2 protein-coding genes and 2 pseudogenes are annotated in these 6,242 nt (G+C 65.5%); all 4 read right to left on the bottom strand.

Features of this window, described 5'->3' with window-relative positions; all coding sequences use genetic code 11:
• Window positions 1-293 (bottom strand): annotated as a pseudogene (locus PLZ73_07745) (hypothetical protein).
• Between the two features lie 19 nt (window positions 294-312).
• Window positions 313-2,220 (bottom strand): annotated as a pseudogene (locus PLZ73_07740) (ABC transporter substrate binding protein).
• 124 nt (window positions 2,221-2,344) lie between these two features.
• A complete protein-coding gene (gene uvrC / locus PLZ73_07735) occupies window positions 2,345-4,186 on the bottom strand; it encodes an excinuclease ABC subunit UvrC (protein ID HOO77765.1) in 1,842 nt (613 codons plus the stop codon).
• Complete coding sequence (uvrB, locus tag PLZ73_07730) at window positions 4,164-6,188, bottom strand: excinuclease ABC subunit UvrB (GenBank protein ID HOO77764.1); 2,025 nt, start codon at window positions 6,186-6,188, stop codon at window positions 4,164-4,166. Before uvrB ends, uvrC begins: the two co-directional genes overlap by 23 nt.
• Between the last annotated feature and the right edge of the window lie 54 nt (window positions 6,189-6,242).

Genomic DNA, 6,242 nt, shown 5'->3' with positions numbered 1-6,242 from the left:
ATCTCTGAGGGGTGATGTTCAGCCATCAACGCTGACGCCGCATACCGGGCCGAACGGGCCGTTGCGGCCCAGTCGAGCCATCGGCCGGCGGAGTGCAGCGGAGACGCGAAACCCTCTGTGGTGCAGACGATCCGGACGCCGGGCTGGGCAAGCCAGCGCGAGATCAACGAGGTTTCCTCGACCAGTGCGCCGCCCAGCGGCGCTGGCCGCGGCAGCACCACTTGGGCGCCACTGCGCAGCGCGTCGACCACCGGCATCGGTGGCACGCCGCGCCGCGCGCGCCCGGCCCAGCTCCGCCCAGTTGCTCCCCCCCATCCAGACGGGGATGCTGACCGAAGCCCCGAAAAACCACTCGTCGTCGTCGGGATACTCCCCCGCGTTCCCCCATGACTGGGTGATCGGGTCCCAGGTTTCTTCGTCGAAAAGGCGGGAATACTCGAAGCGCGCCGACAGCGTGGGCGTCCAGATCCGGGTCCCGGCCCGTTCCAGGTCGGCTTCGGCCATGCTCAGCGTCAGGCGGGCGGCGCGAACCTCGGGCGAACGGCGGTTCCCCTCTTCGACCAGGAACTCCCGGAGCAGATCGGCTTCCCTCCAGTTCTGAAAGAGGGAATCGAGGCGGCGGTCGCCGAAGAGGGTCCCCTCCCAGGGTTCGGCCCCGCGGAGGGGATCGAGTCGGAAGGGAGATTCCTGCGGGCGGTTGAGAACCTGGTTGAGGGCCAGCCGGGCCTTCTGCAGCGAAAAGCGGGCGGCCACCGTCGCGGAGAGAACGTTCTTATACTGTGCCTCCCAGCGGAGGATGTCTTCCCGGTTTCCCACGCCCTGTTCCAGCCTGACTTTGGCGGTGTCGAGGTGGTTACGGGTCCCGGCGAGGTTCTCGCGCTGGATCCGTTCCAGTTCCTGGGCCTGAAGCACGCCGAGATAGGCGAGGATGGCGTCGGCGGCGGTGTCGAGGCGGGCCGCTTCTTCGCCGATTTCGGCCGACTCTACGGCCAGGGCGGCCAGCGCCACCGCTTTCCAGGTCGGGTAATCGAAGATGAGCTGGTCGGCGCCCACGGTGGCGCGTGTCTCCCAGCGGTTGATGAAGCCTCCCGAAGCTTTGGCCCGGTCGGTATCGACTCTCTGGTAGGCGGCGGCGGCTTCGATATGGGGGAAGAGGGAGGAGAGGACCTTCCGGTACTCTGCGCGGGTTTCCTCCAGCTCTCTACGGGCGATCTGATACCTCAGGTTCTCGCGCAGGGCTACGCCCACCGCTCCCGGGACGGTGAGGAGCGGCCCCTCGGGATCGGGAGAGCCGGTTTGAGTCGCCTGCATCAGGAGTTCGAAGCCCGGGTAGTAGCCGATCCGGCGCGCGGTTTCGAGGTTGATGGTGAACTCTTCTTTTTCGTGGTAGAGGACGCTGAGATCGGCGGGGGGCTCTCCCCGAGCGATCTCGTAGACCTTGAGGGCGGCGTTCCGGGCCGCTTTTTCCACGCTTTCGGGAAAGAGCGCCGCCAGCGCTCCCAGTTCGACGATGCGCGTGCCTTCGAAGGCGAAGGTGGGAAGCCGGCGGCGGTTCAATTCCTCGAGGAGCGCGCTTATCTTGTCGGGGGTGTTGAACCGGGCCGAGGGAGTCAGATAGACCAGCCCGGTATCCGGGGGCAGGTTTCCCGAAGTCGCGGCCACGGTGTCGCCGTAGAAAGCGGGCGTCAACTTCAACCCGTTCCTGAGTTCGGCGGCGTGCGCCCGTTCCTCCAGATCCGGGAGCGCCTCCAGGAGTTCCGGGTCCAGCAGCACCGTTACCGGGCGGTCCCCGGCCAGTTTTTTGATCCAGGCGAGTTCGGAATCGAGTTTGCCCCGCCGGAGCTGGAAGGTGAGGTTGGGCACGGGCGAACGGCCCTCCTCGTCTTCGAACCCGAGCAGATCGCCGTCGATGCTTCCGAAAAGGACCACCGGCTTGGGCAGGTCGGTCTGGGAATAGAAATAGGCGGAGGGGACCAGGCCCATCCCGACGACGAAATCGACGTCTTCCGCCTCCAGCAGCCGTCGGCACGATTCCCGGATCGAATCCGGTTCCCAATTCCCGATCAACTGACGGTCGGCCGGGAAGGAGAAGGAAACGTTTTCGCCGCCGAGCACGGCCAGCTCCTCGCGAAACCGTTCCCAGCACGCTTCTTCCAGATAGTAAGGGCCTTCGGCCACCAGGCCGATGCGCACGTCCCGTTTTTCGGCCGGCGCCGACATCGGCAGCGCCAGGAGAACGGCTCCGGCCAGCGACAACGCTCCTAGTATCCGCATCTCCCCTCCCGACGGCGGTTAGGCTCCGTCCCGCGATTATAGAAATTGACGCGCCCCCGGAAAAGAATTTTCACCTTTTTCCCGCGCGCCGCTCCTTGCGGGCCCGGACCGTAGCGACGATCCGGCGGGCCAGATCGGGTCCGATTCCGGGGAGGGCGTCCAGTCCCTCCGGGTCGGCGCCGGCGACGGCGTCCGCGGTCCCGTACTTTTCGAGAATGCGCTTCCGGAGCACGGGTCCGACGCCGGGGATCTCTTCCAGTGTGGATTCCAGGGCGTGCTTCCGGCGCAGTGCCCGGTGATAGGAAACGGCGAAGCGGTGGGCCTCGTCCCGGGCTCGGATCAGAAGCTTGAACTCCGGCGTGCCCGGGAGGAGCCCGGCCGCGTTTTTGCGGCCCGGGAGGTACACCCGGTCCCGGAGCTTGAGTCCTCCTCTGGTCCGTTCCTTGGCCAGGGCGATCAGGTCGGGGCCGCCGACGGCGAGTTCCTCGAGCACCTTCATCCCGGCGCCCAACTGCCCCTTGCCGCCGTCGAGGACGATCAGGTCGGGGATCCCGGCCTCCCCTCCCCGGTCGCGGAGCCGACGCCTCAGGATCTCGGCCAGCATGGCGCAATCGTCCGCGGCGCCTTCGGCCCGGATCCGGAAGCGGCGGTAGTCGCCGGGGGACTTTTCGCCGTCCCTGAAAACCGCCATCGAACCCACCGCTTCCCGCCCCCCCAGGGAAGAGATGTCGAAACATTCCAGACGGGCCGGGTAGTTGGACAGCCGCAGACGGTTCTGGAGGCCCTCCAGGGTCCCGGCGAGCCGGGTCCGTCCCCCGTCGCGGAGCAGGGCATGGCGGGCGTTCCGGGCCGCCAGGCCGACCAGCTTCCGGTTTTCTCCGCGCCGGGGGACGAGCAGGCGGGGCGCGCCCCCCCCTCCCCGCTCGCGTAGGACTTCGCCGAGGGCGGCCGCGCCCGAAAGGGGAAACGGCAACAGAATCAGCCCGGGGATCTCGCGCCGCCGGTAGAACTGCAAAACGAACGATTCCAGCCCCTCTTCCCGGTCGGGGAGCCGGGCGCGCGACAGGGCCGAGATTCCTTCCTCGACCTGGCCGTTCCTGGTCCGGAGAACATGGAAGGCCGTGCCCCCGCGACCTTCGGCGAAGGCAAAGGCATCGAGATCGGGGGCGCCCGCGCGGCTGACGAGCCGTTTTTCTCCCAGTTCCCTCAAGGCCGCCAGCCGATCCCTGAACTCGGCGGCTTTTTCGAAATCGAGGCGGTCGGCGGATTCGGCGATGGCGCGTTTCAGTTCCGCCTCCACTTCCGGGGCCCCTCCCTCCAACACCTTGATCAGGGAATCCAGATTGTTCCGATATTCCCGGGGATGGACGAGGCCGACGCAGGGAGCGGGGCAACGGCCGGTCTGGTGGAAAAGACAGGGGCGGGAGCGGTGGCGGAAGACGCCCTCGCGGCAGGTGCGGAAAGGATAGAGTTTGCGCAGGTAGCGCAGGGTCGCTTTCAGCGACCGGCCCGAGGAGTAGGGCCCGAAGTAACGGGCCCCGTCCCGCCGGGGATTCCGGACCAGCGCCGGGCGGGGATATTCCTCGGAAAAATCGATTCGGAGATGGTAGTAGGTCTTGTCGTCGCGGAAATAGATATTGTAGGGGGGACGGTGTTTCTTGATCAGGTTGTTCTCCAGAAACAGGGCTTCCCGCTCCGTGTCCGTGACCAGGTACTCGATCTCGGAGGTCTTGGAGAGCAGAAACGGTATCCGGGGGCGGCCGTCCCCCCCGGGGCGGAAGTAACTGAGCACCCGCGTTCTCAGACGTTTGGCCTTCCCCACATAGAGGATCGCGCCCTCGGCGTTTTTCATCAGATACACCCCGGGGAGGGCGGGAAAACTTCGGGCCTTATCCCTCAGTCGGTTCCTCACGGTCCTCTCCCCCCAGTTCCAGGCGGAGCCTTCGCAACTCCAACCATCGGTCGCGCACCTTCGCCGCCTCCTCGAACCGGTATTCGGCGGCCAGTTTCCGCATCGACCGTTCCAGGCGATCGAGCCGTTCGGAAAGTTCCCCGGGGGCGGCGAACGGCTCGTCATCCTCCGCGATCGAGGGGATGGCCGGATAGTCCGCCTCGTAGACGCTTCCGAGAATGTCTCCGATATCCTTGCGGATTCCTTCCGGGGTGATCCCGTGCTTCCGGTTGTAGGCTTTCTGCAGCTTTCTTCTGCGGGCGGTCTCCCGTACGGCCCCGGCCATGGAATCGGTGGTGGAGGCGGCGTAGAGGATGACTTTGCCGTTGAGGTTCCGCGAGGCTCTACCGCAGATCTGGATCAGGGAACGTTCCGACCGGAGGAAACCTTCCCGGTCCGCGTCCAGCACCGCCACCAGTGAAACCTCGGGGATATCCAGCCCTTCCCGGAGGAGATTGACTCCGACCAGAACCTCGAAAACCCCCAGGCGCAAGTCCCTGATGAGAGCGGTTCTTTCCAGGGTGGCGATGTCGGAATGGAGGTACTTGGTCTTGATGCCGCGCTCCTCCAGGTGGTCGGCCAGGTCTTCGGCCATCCGCTTGGTCAAGGTAGTCACCAGAACCCGCTCTCCTCTTTTCCGCCGGTCCCCGATTTCGAGGATCAGATCGTCGACCTGGTCCTCGGCCGGCCGGATTTCTATGGGGGGATCGATCAATCCGGTGGGCCGGATGATCTGCTCCACCACCCGCTTCCCCGCCCGCTTCAATTCGTACTCGGCGGGGGTGGCGGAGACGTAGACGGCCGGACCGATTCTGGCTTGGAATTCATCGAACGTGAGCGGCCGGTTATCGAGGGCGGAAGGGAGCCGGAAACCGTGCCGGACGAGGGTTTCTTTCCGTGACCGGTCTCCGCGGTACATGCCCCGGACTTGCGGGATGGTGATATGGCTTTCGTCGACGAAGAGGAGAAAATCGTCGGGGAAGTAGTCCAGGAGCGTGGCCGGAGGCTCTCCCGGTCGCCGGCCGTCGAGATGCCGGGAATAGTTTTCGATGCCGGCGCAATACCCGATTTCCCCCATCATCTCCAAATCGTAGCGGGTGCGCTGCTCCAGGCGCTGAGCCTCCAGCAGCCGCCCGGCGTTCCCGAGGGTTTCCAGCCGCTCTTCCAGCTCCCGGCGGATGCCGGAGACCGCCCGGTCGAGGTCGGGCCGTGAAGTGACGTAGTGGCTTCCCGGAAAAATCCGGACCGATTCCTCCGTCCGCCGCGTTTTCCCGGTCAGCGGGTCCACCCAGGAGAGCTTTTCGACTTCGTCGCCGAAAAACTCCACCCGCAGCGCCCGGTCCTCCTCGTAGGCCGGGAAGATTTCGACCGTGTCCCCCCGGACCCGGAATATCCCCCGGTGGAAGTCGGTGTCGTTGCGCTCGTACCAGAGGTCGATCAGGCGGCGGAGCAGTTCGTCGCGGGGCAGTTCCATGCCCCGCGCGACTTCGACCATCATTTCCCGGTAGGCGGCCGGCGAGCCCAGGCCGTAGATGCAGGAAACGCTGGAGACGATCAGTACGTCGCGCCGGGTCCAGAGGGAGTGAGTGGCGGAATGCCGCATCCGGTCGATCTGTTCGTTGATGGAGGAATCTTTTTCGATGTAGGTGTCGGTTGCGGGCAGGTAGGCTTCCGGTTGGTAGTAATCGTAATAGCTGACGAAGTATTCGACGGCGTTTTCCGGGAAGAGATCGCGAAACTCGCCGTACAGCTGGGCGGCCAGGGTCTTGTTGTGGGCCAGAACCAGGGTCGGGCGGTTGAGTTTCTCGGCCACGCAGGCCATGGTGAAGGTCTTCCCGGAACCGGTCACTCCCAGGAGGACCTGGTCCCGCTCGCCCCGCCGCAGCCCTTCCTCCAGCCGGCGGATGGCCTGGGGTTGGTCTCCTTGCGGACGAAAGGAACTGACCAACTTGAAATCGCCCATGTGCGCCCCCTTTTTATTGGCTCCCGCGCCGGATGATGCTATAAAATTGGGCCG

Source organism: bacterium (assembly GCA_035380285.1).
In the GTDB taxonomy this organism is placed as follows: domain Bacteria; phylum Auribacterota; class Erginobacteria; order Erginobacterales; family DAOSXE01; genus DAOSXE01.
This window is presented reverse-complemented; position numbering and strand designations above follow the sequence as displayed.

Coding starts and splice junctions, on each gene's coding strand:
- uvrB (HOO77764.1), bottom strand. CDS start 6,188: ATGGGCGATTTCAAGTTGGTCAGTTCCTTTCGTCCGCAAGGAGACCAA.